The organism is Candidatus Microbacterium phytovorans, assembly GCA_029202445.1.
Lineage (GTDB): Bacteria > Actinomycetota > Actinomycetes > Actinomycetales > Microbacteriaceae > Microbacterium > Microbacterium phytovorans.
This window is the reverse complement of sequence record CP119321.1, coordinates 570,996-583,543: the sequence shown is the minus strand read 5'-3', so window position 1 is coordinate 583,543 and position 12,548 is coordinate 570,996. Positions and strand designations below refer to the sequence as shown.

At 68.3% G+C, this 12,548-nt stretch carries 12 protein-coding genes; 4 read left to right on the top strand and 8 right to left on the bottom strand.

Features of this window, described 5'->3' with window-relative positions:
- Positions 1 to 2 precede the first annotated feature (2 nt).
- From P0Y48_02755 to P0Y48_02740, 4 genes are all read right to left on the bottom strand, one after another.
- Complete coding sequence (locus tag P0Y48_02755; GenBank protein ID WEK14149.1) at positions 3 to 602, bottom strand: hypothetical protein; 600 nt, start codon at positions 600 to 602, stop codon at positions 3 to 5.
- A complete protein-coding gene (gene rsmH, locus P0Y48_02750; protein ID WEK14148.1) occupies positions 599 to 1,558 on the bottom strand; it encodes a 16S rRNA (cytosine(1402)-N(4))-methyltransferase RsmH in 960 nt (319 codons plus the stop codon). The genes P0Y48_02755 and rsmH overlap by 4 nt, the downstream gene beginning before the upstream one ends.
- A 99-nt stretch (positions 1,559 to 1,657) precedes the next feature.
- Positions 1,658 to 2,089 carry a division/cell wall cluster transcriptional repressor MraZ gene (gene mraZ, locus P0Y48_02745; GenBank protein ID WEK14147.1) on the bottom strand — a complete coding sequence of 144 codons (432 nt, stop codon included), beginning with the start codon at positions 2,087 to 2,089 and terminating at the stop codon, positions 1,658 to 1,660.
- A 179-nt stretch (positions 2,090 to 2,268) separates the two neighbouring features.
- Entirely contained in the window at positions 2,269 to 2,655 is a 387-nt protein-coding gene (locus P0Y48_02740) for a DUF3040 domain-containing protein (GenBank protein WEK14146.1), read from the bottom strand.
- Between the two features lie 66 nt (positions 2,656 to 2,721).
- Between P0Y48_02740 and P0Y48_02735 the strand changes: the two genes are divergently transcribed.
- Positions 2,722 to 3,813 (top strand): polyprenyl synthetase family protein, encoded by a 1,092-nt coding sequence (locus P0Y48_02735; GenBank protein WEK14145.1) that lies wholly within the window; start codon positions 2,722 to 2,724, stop codon positions 3,811 to 3,813.
- A 14-nt stretch (positions 3,814 to 3,827) separates the two neighbouring features.
- Here P0Y48_02735 and P0Y48_02730 read toward each other — a convergent pair whose 3' ends face one another.
- A complete protein-coding gene (locus P0Y48_02730) occupies positions 3,828 to 4,178 on the bottom strand; it encodes an Rv2175c family DNA-binding protein (GenBank protein WEK14144.1) in 351 nt (116 codons plus the stop codon).
- Positions 4,179 to 4,339: 161 nt separating this feature from the next.
- Here P0Y48_02730 and P0Y48_02725 point away from each other — a divergent pair, with 161 nt between their 5' ends.
- Positions 4,340 to 5,425, top strand: a complete 1,086-nt coding sequence (locus P0Y48_02725; protein WEK14143.1) for a LysM peptidoglycan-binding domain-containing protein — start codon at positions 4,340 to 4,342, stop codon at positions 5,423 to 5,425.
- A 115-nt stretch (positions 5,426 to 5,540) separates the two neighbouring features.
- Positions 5,541 to 7,481 (top strand): Stk1 family PASTA domain-containing Ser/Thr kinase, encoded by a 1,941-nt coding sequence (gene pknB / locus P0Y48_02720; protein WEK14142.1) that lies wholly within the window; start codon positions 5,541 to 5,543, stop codon positions 7,479 to 7,481.
- Positions 7,482 to 7,514: 33 nt separating this feature from the next.
- Here the strand turns inward: pknB and P0Y48_02715 are convergent, their stop codons facing one another.
- The 3 genes from P0Y48_02715 to P0Y48_02705 all read right to left on the bottom strand — a co-directional run bounded on the left by P0Y48_02715 (position 7,515) and on the right by P0Y48_02705 (position 10,539).
- Positions 7,515 to 8,852 (bottom strand): 3-deoxy-7-phosphoheptulonate synthase class II, encoded by a 1,338-nt coding sequence (locus tag P0Y48_02715; GenBank protein ID WEK14141.1) that lies wholly within the window; start codon positions 8,850 to 8,852, stop codon positions 7,515 to 7,517.
- A 62-nt stretch (positions 8,853 to 8,914) separates the two neighbouring features.
- Complete coding sequence (locus P0Y48_02710; protein WEK14140.1) at positions 8,915 to 9,601, bottom strand: lysophospholipid acyltransferase family protein; 687 nt, start codon at positions 9,599 to 9,601, stop codon at positions 8,915 to 8,917.
- A 2-nt stretch (positions 9,602 to 9,603) separates the two neighbouring features.
- On the bottom strand, positions 9,604 to 10,539 hold the full coding sequence (locus tag P0Y48_02705) for an ROK family protein (GenBank protein ID WEK14139.1): 936 nt from the start codon (positions 10,537 to 10,539) through the stop codon (positions 9,604 to 9,606).
- Between the two features lie 160 nt (positions 10,540 to 10,699).
- On the opposite strand from P0Y48_02705, the gene P0Y48_02700 reads away from it, so the two are divergent.
- Positions 10,700 to 12,532, top strand: a complete 1,833-nt coding sequence (locus P0Y48_02700; protein WEK14138.1) for an AMP-dependent synthetase/ligase — start codon at positions 10,700 to 10,702, stop codon at positions 12,530 to 12,532.
- The last annotated feature ends 16 nt before the right edge of the window (positions 12,533 to 12,548 follow it).

Genomic DNA, 12,548 nt, shown 5'->3' with positions numbered 1-12,548 from the left:
TGTCAGTGCGTCTTCGGGGTCGGGAGCGCGTCTGCGACGGCGGGAGGCACGGGTGAGTTGACGACCTGCTCGCCGCCTGCGGAAGCGCCGGCGCCGAGGCTCACGTCGGGGTCGGTGACGAGAGGCTTGTCATCGACGAGGGAGTTGGGCACGGCCGACTTCTTCAGCGCGTCGATGCTCGACGCCGCCGTGGCCGCGGAGCCCTTGCCCATCACCGCACCGTCACTCAGCCGCAGGTACCGGGGTGCAGCGCCCGTGACCATACCGAGGTCGGCGGCGTTGGCAGCAAGGTACTGAGGTGAACTGAGTCCCGCGACATCGTCTTGGAGGATCTGCTTCTGCCACTCCACTTCGCGTTGCTGAGCCGTGAGCTCCTTGAGCTCATACGACCCTTGCGTCGTAAGGATCGACAACCCCATCTGCGCACCCGCGATGGCGAGGGCACCCGCCACCGCCAGGAGGCCGTACATCAACTTCGGTCGTCGGGCGGGAGCGGGGAGGTCGACGGCGTGCAGCCGCCGGTCCTCCGTCGTGCGAGGGGCGGGCGCCGACAGCGGGCGCGCGGAGACGAAGGGGTCGAGGTCGAGCGCGGTGGTGCTCATGCGTCCTCCCTGATTCGCTCCGCCGCACGCAGGCGCACGGGGGTCGCCCGCGGGTTGCGCGCGCGTTCTTCTTCCGACGCCAGTTCGGCGCCGCGCACCAGGAGACGAAACCGCGGCGCATGCTCCGGAAGCTCGAACGGCAAACCGGCCGGAGCGGTCGAGGACGTGGCATCCGCGAACGCACGCTTGACGAGACGGTCCTCCAACGACTGGTAGGACATGACGACGATCCGACCGCCCACGGGCAGAAGTCCCATGGCAGCGGGGATGGCGGTATCGAGGACGGCCAGTTCCCGGTTCACTTCGATGCGCAGCGCCTGGAAGACCCGCTTGGCCGGGTGCCCGGATCGCTCGCGCTGCACCGCCGCCGGCGTGGCGGCGACGAGGACATCGACCAGCTGAGCCGAACGCGTCAACGGGGCCTGCTGGCGGGCGGCGATGATCGCGCGCGCATAGCGCCCCGCGAGCTTCTCCTCGCCGAAGCGCTCGAAGATGCGGCGGAGGTCTCCCTCGCCGTAGGTGGCGACGATGTCGGCGGCGGTGGTTCCCGTCGTCTGATCCATCCGCATGTCGAGGGGGGCGTCCTGCGAGTACGCGAAACCACGCTCCGCCTCATCGAGCTGGAGCGAGGAGACACCGAGATCGAAGAGGATGCCGTCGACGCGATCCCGCCCCGTCGAGGCGACCGCCTCGACGATCCCGTCGTACACGGTGTGCACGAGCGTGACGCGGTCGCCGAAGCGGGCGAGCCGCTCCCCCGCGATCCGCAGGGCGTCGGTGTCGCGATCGAGACCGATGAGGTGCACGTGCGGGAATCGCTCGAGGAGCGCCTCGGAGTGCCCGCCCATGCCCTCGGTGGCGTCGACCAGCACCGCGTTCTCACGCTCGAGGGCAGGTGCCAGCAGCTCGACGCAACGCTCGAGCAGCACGGGGGTGTGGATGTCGCGGAGGCTCATGATGTGCGGCCGGGTGATCCGGGGTCCTGATCCCCATCCGCCCCGACCTGACACCGGGGAAGTGCGTCAGGGCGTGCGGCTGGGAGTCAGGATCACGGCTCAGAAGAGACCGGGGATCACCTCCTGCTCCATGTCCGAGTAGGCGTCTTCGTTGCCCTGGGAGTAGGACTCCCACGCTTCGGCATCCCAGATCTCCGCGTGCGCGCCGACGCCCGTTACGACGAGCTCACGCCCGAGGTTCGCGTACGTGCGCAGGTGCGGCGGGACGGTGATGCGGCTCTGGCTGTCGGGCTTCTCGTCGCTCGCTCCCGAGAGGAACATGCGCTGGAAGTCGCGGGCCTGCTTGTTGGTGAGCGGCGCTTCGCGGATGCGCTCGTAGATGCGCTCGAACTCCTTGGTGCTGAAGACGTAGAGGCAGCGCTCCTGCCCGCGGGTCACGACGACACCGTCGCCCAGATCGGTGCGGAACTTTGCGGGAAGGATGACGCGACCCTTGTCGTCGAGCTTCGGGGTGTAGGTGCCCAACAACATCGCACGCCACCCCCTTCTCTGCCCGGCCGCCTGAAGTTGTCGCCACTTTACTCCACTTTCCTCCACTTCACTATGAGAAATGCGGGATCGACTCCCCCAGCCCTCCCCGAACGCAAAAAAGCACCGACCCGAAGGTCGGTGCTTTTCGAACGGTGCGGGGGGCTAGCCCGTGAAACTGGTCACTCGCGGTCTTGGCGGCGGTCCCAGCGGTCGTTCATGCGATCCATGAATGACCCTCCCGCGGCGGCGCGGGGTGACGCGCCGGGCGCCGTCTTGCGGGTGCCCTCGGAACGGCGGGAGCCGCCCCCTCCCCGAGTGGGAGTGACGGCGAGGACGACACCGGCCACCATGAGGAGGAACGCGATGACGCCGACGACGATGAGGGAGGTCGAGACTCCGACGACCAACCCGGCGAGACCGAGGAGGACGAGGACGCTGCCGTAGACGATGTTGCGATAGCTGAGCGACTGACCCTCACGGGGCGCGCTCACGACATCGGCGTCGTTGCGCATGAGATGGCGTTCCATCTCGTCCAGCAGACGCTGCTCCTGTTCTGACAGTGGCATGCATCCCCCTCTTGAGGTATCGAGTGCTCCAAGTGTACGCGGGAGCGTCGGAACTAGGCTAGGCCCGTGAGACCTTCCGCAGACATGATCGCGTCAGTTTCCCAGCGGATGGAGAGGTTCGTCGAGGACCGTCTCGCAGACGCCGGTGAGCTCGGGGCCGACGCCGTAGCATTCACCCGCGCGGCGGCATCGACCCTCGACGGAGGCAAGCGACTGCGAGCACGCTTCTGCCTCACGGGGTGGCAGGCCGTCGCCAACGCGGAGAGCGGGGGTCGGAACGCTGACGATGACGGCGTCATCGCTGCCGCCGGCGCTCTGGAGATCTTCCATGCCGCAGCTCTCGTGCACGACGACATCATCGACAACTCGGATACCCGGCGAGGCCGCCCCGCCGCGCATCGCGCGCTCGAACGGCACCACACCGACGCCGGCTGGTCGGGAAACCCGGCCACGTTCGGCCGCTCGGCAGCGATCCTCTTGGGCGACCTGCTCGTCGCGTGGAGCGACGACCTCCTGGAGGGGGGCCTTCGCGACGCACCTCATGCCGCTGCCGCTCGCGTCGAGTACGCACGGATGCGTCGGGATGTGACTCTCGGTCAGTACCTCGACATCGTGGAGGAAGTGGCTGCCGCAACGGTCCCCGATGCCGACCACGCCGAACGCGCACTGCGCGTCGCTACTTACAAGTCCGCCCGCTACAGCGTTCAGCAACCTCTCCTCATCGGTGCTGCTCTCGCCGGAGCGGATGCCGCTCAGCTTGCCGCCCTGGAGGCGTTCGGGCTGCCGGTCGGACTCGCGTTCCAGCTCCGCGACGACGTGCTGGGCGTGTTCGGCGACGCCGCCGTGACCGGCAAGCCGTCCGGTGACGATCTGCGCGAGGGTAAGCGCACCCTCCTCATCGCGTACGCCCGCGAGGCTCTCCCCCAGGGAGCGAGGCGCGCGATGGACGAACTCTTGGGCGATCCCGACCTCGACGACGAACAGGTCGCGTTCCTGCAGCGAACGATCACCGATTCCGGAGCGCTCGCACGCGTGGAAGGTCTCATCGCCGACTACGCGACCGCAGCCGACCGCGCGCTGCGCGCCGTGCACCTCGACAACGCCGCGGTGGGTTCGCTCCGCGACCTTGCGCGGGCGGCGGTGGCGCGAGCCTCCTGAGGGCGTCGCCGGGATCAGGCCAGCGCCTGAGCGACCCGCCGCACTTCGCTCTTACGGCCGGCGCGCAGCGCCTCGATGGGGGCCATCCCGATGGACTCCTCGGTCTCCATCAGCCAGTCGATCGCCTCGTCGTCGGAGAATCCGGCATCCTGCAGCACAATCACTGTGCCACGCAGAGTGGTGACGGGGTGACCGTCGAGGAGGAACGCCGCGGGAACACGGAAGACACCGTCACGCCGCGAGCCGATCAGCTGCTTCTCGTCGAGAAGTCGGCGGACGCGCCCGAGCGGCTCGCCGGTCAGCTCGACGAGATCGGGAAGCGACAACCACTCGGTCGGAAAGGAGGAAGGAGAAGCACCGGTCACACCTCCACTATTCCATTCCCGCCCCCCTGCGTCGCGCGTGCCGGGACGCTGAGCACGCCGAGCTCCGCGCCTGTTATTCATATCCTTCACTTCTGTCACTTTGGTTGACACGTGTTTACTTCCGTGACACGGTGTCGGAGGTCGACTCAGAGGGGGAACTCGTGAGACACAAGCCCGCATTCGCCACCACCGCGCCCGTCGCGGTGATCGGAACGATCGCGCTGTCGCTGACGGCCACCCCCGCCCACGCGGGCGCGACGACCGAACGTGACGCGCCGGGGTCGATGATCCCGTCCCTCACCGCTCGCGACGCCGCCGCCGCTCGTGCGGCAGCCGTTCTCGCTGCCGCACAGGAGTATGCCGCCGCACGCAAGCGTGCCACGCACACCGTGGTGCGCGGTGACACGATCAGCGGCATCGCTGCTCGCCACGGGCTGCGCACGGCCGACGTGCTGGCCTGGAACGACTTGGGCTGGAAGTCGATCATCCACCCCGGAGACGTCATCCGGCTCTCCGCCTCGAGCACCACCGCCACCGCCCAGCGCACGTCCAACACCTCGGCCGCACCAACGTCATCGGGATCAGCGTCGTCGAGCGGTACACGCACGCATACGGTCGTTCGTGGCGACACGCTCTGGACCATCGCGCAGCGCTCGGGCATCAGCCTCGCGCGCCTGCTGCGGGCCAACGACCTCACCTCGGCCTCGATCATCTACCCCGGCGAAAAGCTCCGCATCCCGGGCGCGGGAACCTCTGCATCCGCCGACACGGCGACGTCGTCCTCGAAGAAGTCGCGCAGCGACGGCGGAAAGAAGGCCACGGCATCCAGCGCCATGGTAAGCCTGGATGCCGAGCAGATCCGCGGCGTGAAGACGATCATCGCGATCGGTCGCGACCTCGGAGTCCCCAAGAAGGGCATCGCGATCGCGCTCGCGACGGCGATGGTCGAGTCCTGGATCCGCAACGTCGACTACGGCACTCACGACTCCCTCGGCCTCTTCCAACAGCGGCCCAGCATGGGCTGGGGCACCGCGGAACAGGTGCAAGACCCCCATCACGCGACCCGGGCGTTCTTCGGGGGCGAGAGCGACCCGAACGGCACGGCGACGCGAGGGCTCCTCGACATCTACGGGTGGCGCGATATGGAGTTCGGTGCCGCGGCACAAGCCGTGCAGGTGTCGGCGCTCCCGCACCGCTACGGCCAGTGGGAAGAGCAGGCCTACGCCTGGATCGAGGCCTACGGCTGACCGTCCGCACGCCGCGCGTCCTCTGGTCGTGCCGCGGATTCCGGCTGCGTAACGGAGTCGCGATGAGGGTGAGCCGCTCCCCGGGCTCACCGCCCACGCTCCGTAGACTCGTCGCGTGAGCACGAACCCGCAGACCGACCCGCTGATCGGCCGTTTGGTCGACGCGCGGTACCGGGTGCGTGCTCGCATCGCGCGCGGCGGAATGGCGACCGTCTACGTCGCCACCGACCTCCGCCTCGAGCGTCGCGTCGCCCTCAAAGTGATGCATGGGCACCTCTCCGACGACACCGTCTTCCAGAGCCGCTTCATCCAGGAGGCGCGGGCTGCCGCGCGCCTGGCCGACCCGCACGTCGTGAACGTGTTCGACCAGGGCCAGGACGGCGAGATGGCGTACCTCGTCATGGAGTACCTGCCCGGCATCACGCTGCGCGAGCTTCTGCGCGAGCAGCGTCGGCTCAGCATCCCGCAGACGATCACCATCATGGATGCCGTCCTGTCCGGGCTCGCGGCGGCCCACCGTGCCGGCATCGTCCATCGCGACGTGAAGCCCGAGAACGTGCTGCTCGCCGAGGACGGGCGCATCAAGATCGGCGACTTCGGGCTCGCCCGTGCGACGAGCGCCAACACGGCGACGGGTCAGATGCTGCTGGGCACGATCGCCTACCTCGCCCCCGAGCTCGTCACCCGTGGCACCGCCGATGCCCGCAGCGACATCTACGCGCTCGGCATCATGCTGTACGAGATGCTCACGGGAGAGCAGCCGTACAAGGGCGAGCAGCCCATGCAGATCGCCTACCAGCATGCGACCGACTCGGTGCCTCGACCCAGCGCGAAGAACCCGGGAGTGCCGGAGCCGCTCGACGAACTCGTGCTGTGGGCCACGGAGCGCCAGCCCGATGACCGTCCCGACGACGCGCGCGCGATGCTCGATCGCCTCCGGGAGATCGAGAGGGAGCTGGGCGTGCACCCGCACGTCGTGCGCCCCGCGCCAGCCGGGATCGTCGTCGGAGACTCCGGCATCGACTCCGGCGAACTGACGAAAGTCCTTCCCGGCACCTTTACCGCTCCTGTCGTCTCGGAAGAGGTCGACAATGCGACGAAGCTGCGACGCCGCGCCCGGCGCAACAGCGCGAAGGGCGCCTGGCTCCTGATCCTCGTGCTACTGATGGCCGGCGCGGCCGGTGGCGCCGGTTGGTGGTTCGGATCGGGCCCGGGGTCGCTCGTCGCCGTTCCAGGCCTCGCAGGTGCGACGTTCTCTGACGCGGAGTCGACCTTGGCGGACCTCGGCCTCGTCGCGGTGAAGGGTGGCGAGCACTCGCTCGACGTCGCGGAAGGCCGCACGATCCGCACCGACCCCGGGGAGGGCACCCGTCTCCCGAAGGACGCGGACGTCGAGGTGATCCTCTCGCTGGGACCGGCGACCGCGACCCTTCCCGCCCTGCAGGACCGCACCGTCGACGAGGTCACCGCGTTGCTGGCCGACGCGAACATCGAGGTGACGGCATCCGACCCGTACTTCACGTCGTTCGGCGAGAACCGGGTCGTGCGGGTCTACGTGACCCAGAGCGAGGATGCCGAGCCCATCGCGTGCGCCGACGGATGCGAGGTGCTCGAGGGTTCGACCGCCGAGATCCGCTACTCGCTCGGCCCCGTGCCCGACGTCGTAGGCGACAAGATCGCCGACGCGGAAGCGACGCTGAAGGACGTGGGACTCGACGTCGACACGGCCGAGGACTTCAGCGACTCCGTCGACGAAGGTCGCGTCATACGTATGCGCGAGCGCGAAGGCGGTGGTTCCTTCCGTCCCGGCGAGACGGTGACCCTCGTCGTGTCGAAGGGTCCCCAGCTGTTCGAGGTGCCGAGCGTCGTCGGGATGACGCGCGACGGGGCGGTGCAGACACTGCGGGACGCGGGATTCGAGGTAGCCGGCGTCGTGTTCCCGTGGAACATCGCGATCAACGACCTCACGGAAGTGGTCGGTCAGGATCCGGGCGCAGGCTCGTTGCAGCGCGCTGGCACCACGGTGACGATTTCGATCGACGTTCGCGAGGACTGAGCGGCGCGGACGGAACTGCGACGCCGTCCGACCTCAGCGCTTCTCGAGCTCTTCGGCGACGAGGAACGCGAGTTCGAGTGACTGCATGTGGTTCAGACGCGGGTCGCAGAGGCTCTCGTAACGCGTCGCGAGTGTGGCCTCGTCGATCATCTCCGACCCACCCAGGCACTCCGTGACGTCGTCACCGGTGAGCTCGACATGGATGCCGCCCGGGAACGTGCCGACGGAGCGATGGGCTTCGAAGAAGCCTCGCACCTCATCGACGACGTCGTCGAAACGACGCGTCTTGTAGCCCGTCGGCGTCGTGATGCCGTTGCCGTGCATCGGATCGGTCACCCACAGCGGCGTCGCCCCGGCATCCTTCACGGCCTCCAGCAGCGGCGGCAGCGCGTCGCGGATCTTGCCCGCGCCCATCCGGGTGATGAACGTGAGCCGTCCGGGCTCGCGCTCCGGATCGAGCTTGTCGATGAGCGCGAGGGCCGTGTCGGTCGAGGTCGTGGGGCCGAGCTTCACACCGATCGGGTTGCGGATCTTCGAGAAGTAGTCGACGTGTGCGCCGTCGAGATCACGCGTGCGCTCCCCGATCCACAGGAAGTGCGCCGACGTGTTGTACGGCGTGTGCGTACGCGAGTCGATGCGGGTCATCGGTCGCTCGTAGTCCATGAGCAGACCCTCGTGGCCCGTGTAGAACTCGACCCCGCGGAGCTCGTCGAAGTTCGCCCCCGCCGCCTCCATGAACTTGATGGCGCGATCGATCTCGCTCGCGAGACGCTCGTAACGCACGTTGGCGGGGTTCTTCGCGAAGCCCTGGTTCCAGCTGTGCACCTCGCGAAGGTCGGCGAAGCCACCCTGCGTGAAAGCGCGGATGAGGTTCAGCGTGGACGCCGCCGTGTGGTAGCCCTTCAACAGGCGGCGCGGGTCGGCCGCGCGAGAGGCCTCGGTGAAGTCGTAGCCGTTGACGATGTCGCCGCGGTATGCCGGCAGCGTGACGTCGCCGCGTGTCTCGGTGTCGCTCGATCGCGGCTTCGCGAACTGACCGGCCATCCGGCCCATCTTCACGACCGGCATCGACGCGCCGTAGGTCAGGACGACCGCCATCTGCAGCACCGTCTTGATGCGGTTGCGGATCTGCTCCGCCGTCGCGCCGGCGAAGGTCTCCGCACAGTCGCCGCCCTGCAGCAGGAATGCGCGACCGCTTGCAGCCCGCGCGAGCCGGTCCCGCAGGTTGTCGACCTCACCGGCGAACACCAACGGCGGGAGCGTCGCGATCTCCGCGGAGACGGCGGCGACCGCATCGAGGTCGTTCCAGAGGGGCTGCTGCTTGATGGGAAGCGAACGCCACGAGTCGAGGGCGTCGAGCGGTGCGGGCATCCGTTCAGTCTAGTGGCGCGGGGTGACGCCTCGGATCGATGTGACGCACCCGGAGCACTCGCTCACGTCGCGCTCGGGACGCGGTCCTTCACCGTGGAGGCGTACACGTCGTCGTACTCCTGCTCCCCCAGCCGCTGCAGCGCGACCATGATCTCGTCGGTCACCGAGCGCAGGACGTAGCGGTCGCTTTCCATCCCCTGGAAGCGGCGGAAGTCGAGCGGCTCCCCGATCACCATGCCCACCCGTCCGATCCGCGGGATGGAACGACCGATGGGCATGATCGTTCCGGTGTCGACCATGACGACGGGAATGACCGGCACCCGCGCCTCCAGGGCCATTCGCGCGAGGCCCGTGCGTCCTCGGTACAGCTTTCCGTCGGGGCTGCGGGTGCCCTCCGGATAGATCCCGAGGAGATCGCCCCGGCCGAGCACCTGCAGTCCCGTGTTGAGCGAGTCTTCGGATGCCTTGCCGCCCGTGCGGTCGATCGGAATCTGCCCCGTCGCCTTCATGAACATGCGCGTGGCCCAGCCCTTGATCCCCTTGCCGGTGAAGTAGTCGCTCTTGGCGAGGAACGACATGGGCCGGTCGATCATCAGCGGGAGGAAGATCGAGTCGCTCACCGAGAGGTGATTGCTGGCGAGGATGGCGGCGCCCGACGTCGGGATGTTGCTGCGGCCCACGATCCAGGGTCGGAAGATCGCCTTGACGATCGGCCCGATGACCACGTATTTCATGAACCAGTAGAACATCGTCAGCCCCGGATCCTCGCGAGGTCTGCCACGCCGATGAGTCCGGCGTCGTTGCCGAGCGTCGCGATCGCGAAGCTCGCGACGGGCCGGTCGCCGTAGCCGGGCAGGGAGGTCTCATACGCGAGGCGGACGGGAGCGAGGAGCGCATCGCCCAGGTCGGCTACTCCGCCCCCGATGACGAACAGTTCGGGGTCCAAGACCGCCTGGAACTCCCCGCACGCTTCACCGAGGGCCGTCGCCACCCGGTTGAGGGCCTCGAGAGCACCCGGGTCCGCCGCCTCCACGAGACGCGCCATATCCGCTCCGTGCACGATTCCGCGTTCGTCCTGCGCCGCCGCCAACGCGGCGCCGATTCCCCCGGCATCCGCGATGTCGGCGATCTCCCGCTGCAGCGCGCGTCCCGACGCGTACTGCTCCAGGCATCCGTTCTGCCCGCAGCCGCATGGACGTCCGCCGCGGATGAAGCGGATGTGCCCCAGCTCACCGCCGATGCCGTTGCCGCCGACCAGCAGCTTTCCATCGATGATGACGGCTCCTCCGACGCCGGTGCCGAGCGTGAGCATGACGAGGTTGGAGCAGTCCTGACCGGCACCGAAACGGTACTCGCCCCAGCCGGCCGCGTTCGCGTCATTCTCCAGCGTGACCGAGCGGCCGATGCGGGCCTCCAGCTCCGCTCGCAGCGGCTCATCATGCCAGTCGATGTTGGGGGCGTGGACGATCACCGATCGGGTTGCGTCGATGAAGCCGGCCGCGGCGACACCGACCGTGCGCACGTCGCGGCGGGAGGCGAGATCGAGCACCATCGAGGCGACGGCATCGGCGAGATCAGCGGGCTCCTCGGGGGTAACGACTCGGAGTCGCTCCACGATCGAGCCGTCTTCCGCGACGACGCCCCCGGCGATCTTCGTTCCGCCGATATCGATGCCGACGCTGTGCACGCTGCTCCTCCCACGCCGGCGCGGCGCGCGCGGCATCCGCAGAAGTCTAGTCCGCTCCCTCCGCCGCACGCGGGCCGGTGGACCGGGTATTGCCACCGGCTAGACTCAGTGCCAACCCGTCACTTCCGACGCTGTACCGGTACCGAAGGAGTTGCCGCCCATGAGCGCCGTCCAATTCGAAGTCCCCGCGGTCGTCCCCGCCGACCCTCAGGCCAACGTCAGCGACCTGCTGGTCGAGCGCGTCAAGGCCACGCCCTCGCTCGCACTGTTCGCCGTCCCCGACGGCGACGGCTGGCGCGACATCACCGCCGCCGAGTTCCAGCGCGAGGTCGTCGCCCTGGCGAAAGGCTTCGCCGCCGTCGGCGTGCAGCCTGGCGACAAGGTGGGCTTCATCGCCCGCACGACGTACGAGTGGACCCTCGTCGACTTCGCCCTCTTCTTCGCCGGCGCCGTCATGGTGCCGATCTACGAGACCAGCTCCGCGTCGCAGATCAGCTGGATCCTCTCCGACTCGGGTGCGGTGGCCGTCATCGCGGAGTCCACCGATCACGCGAGCCGCGTCGCGGAGATCCGCTCCGAGGTACCCCTCGTGCGCGACGTCTGGACGATGGCCTCGGGCGACCTCGATGAGTTGCGCTCGAAGGGCACGGACGTGTCGGACGACGAGATCGAGCGGCGACGCAACCTCGCCGTCGGCGCAGACATCGCGACTCTCATCTACACCTCCGGCTCGACCGGGCGCCCGAAGGGCTGCGTGCTGACGCACAGCAACTTCGTCGAGCTGTCCCGGAACTCGGCGAAGGCCCTCGCGGAGGTCGTGAACACCCCGGGCGCCTCGACGCTGCTGTTCATCACGACGGCTCACGTCTTCGCGCGGTTCATCTCGATCCTCGACATCCACGCGGGAGTGAAGACGGGCCACCAGCCCGACACGAAGCAGCTCCTCCCCGCGCTCGGCTCGTTCCAGCCCACCTTCCTGCTGGCAGTCCCCCGCGTCTTCGAGAAGGTCTACAACTCGGCGGAGCAGAAGGCCGAGGCCGGGGGCAAGGGCAAGATCTTCCGCGCCGCCGCCCACACGGCGATCGAGCACTCGCGGCTCCTCCAGGAGGGGAAGAAGGTCCCGTTCGGCACGAAGATCAAGTTCGCCCTCTTCGACAAGCTCGTCTACAGCAAGCTGCGCGCCGCCATGGGCGGTCGCGTCACGTATGCCGTCTCGGGATCGGCGCCGCTCGGAGCTCGCCTGGGCCACTTCTTCCACAGCCTCGGCGTGACCATCCTCGAAGGCTACGGCCTCACCGAGACGACAGCCCCCGCCACGGTCAACCTCGCGAAGAAGTCGAAGATCGGCACGGTGGGCCCGGTGCTCCCCGGCGTCGGCGTGCGCCTCGCCGAAGACGGTGAGATCGAGGTGCGCGGCATCAACGTCTTCAAGGAGTACTGGCGCAATCCCGAAGCCACCGCCGACACCTTCGACGACGGCTGGTTCAAGACGGGCGACATCGGGTCGTTCGACGAGGAGGGCTTCCTCACGATCACCGGTCGAAAGAAGGAGATCATCGTCACCGCGGGCGGAAAGAACGTCGCCCCGGCTGCCCTGGAAGACCCGATCCGCGCGAACCCGATCGTCGGACAGGTCGTCGTCGTCGGGGACCAGAAGCCGTTCATCTCCGCGCTGGTCACCCTCGACCCGGAGATGCTGCCGGCGTGGCTGAGCAACAACGAGCTTCCGGCCGACATGTCGCTGGCGGATGCGGCGAAGAACCCGAAGGTGCGCGCGGAAGTGCAGCGCGCGATCGACATCGCCAACAAGGGGGTCTCGCGCGCCGAGTCCATCCGCAAGTTCGAGATCCTCGATTCGGAGTGGACCGAGGCCAGCGGCCACCTCACCCCGAAGATGAGCATCAAGCGCAACGTCATCATGAGCGACTTCGCGAAGCAGATCGAGGACCTCTACGCGGTTCCGGTGACCACGACGAACGTGTCGCTGGGCTGATCGAGCGCGCGGGTCC

What these genes read in the sequence shown, in the direction of transcription:
- P0Y48_02710 (WEK14140.1), bottom strand. Translation starts at nt 9,601, where the DNA reads ATGTTCTACTGGTTCATGAAATACGTGGTCATCGGGCCGATCGTCAAG.
- P0Y48_02740 (WEK14146.1), bottom strand. Translation starts at nt 2,655, where the DNA reads ATGCCACTGTCAGAACAGGAGCAGCGTCTGCTGGACGAGATGGAACGC.
- rsmH (WEK14148.1), bottom strand. Translation starts at nt 1,558, where the DNA reads ATGAGCCTCCGCGACATCCACACCCCCGTGCTGCTCGAGCGTTGCGTC.
- mraZ (WEK14147.1), bottom strand. Translation starts at nt 2,089, where the DNA reads ATGTTGTTGGGCACCTACACCCCGAAGCTCGACGACAAGGGTCGCGTC.
- P0Y48_02755 (WEK14149.1), bottom strand. Translation starts at nt 602, where the DNA reads ATGAGCACCACCGCGCTCGACCTCGACCCCTTCGTCTCCGCGCGCCCG.
- P0Y48_02715 (WEK14141.1), bottom strand. Translation starts at nt 8,852, where the DNA reads ATGCCCGCACCGCTCGACGCCCTCGACTCGTGGCGTTCGCTTCCCATC.
- P0Y48_02700 (WEK14138.1), top strand. Translation starts at nt 10,700, where the DNA reads ATGAGCGCCGTCCAATTCGAAGTCCCCGCGGTCGTCCCCGCCGACCCT.